The sequence below is a fragment of the Streptomyces niveiscabiei genome, assembly GCF_001419795.1.
GTDB classification, from domain to species: Bacteria; Actinomycetota; Actinomycetes; order Streptomycetales; family Streptomycetaceae; genus Streptomyces; species Streptomyces niveiscabiei.
Window position 1 is genome coordinate 206 of the sequence record NZ_LIRL01000867.1, and the last position, 252, is coordinate 457.

Annotated in this window: 1 pseudogene; it reads right to left on the reverse strand. The window is 70.6% G+C overall.

The features are described from left to right. Positions 1 to 252 (reverse strand): annotated as a pseudogene (locus AOK24_RS51550) (NAD-dependent dehydratase); the annotation flags it as partial.

Here is a 252-nt window from a genome sequence, read left to right on the forward strand (position 1 = left end):
CTCCTCGACCTCCTCCTGTTCGAGCCACCCGTCACACCCGACGGCAAGCTCCCCCTCGACCTTCTCCAGAACGGCGTACTCCAGAGCCGCGCACAGATCGTCGACGTGGCAGAACTGCCAGGCGGGCCGGGACCCGGCGACGACGAGGAGCCGGGGCGACTCGAAGTACCGGGTGAGGGCGGTGTCGGTACCCCCCACGAGCGTGGCGGGCCGCACGACGGTGACATTGAGCCCGGGATGCGCACGAGGCGC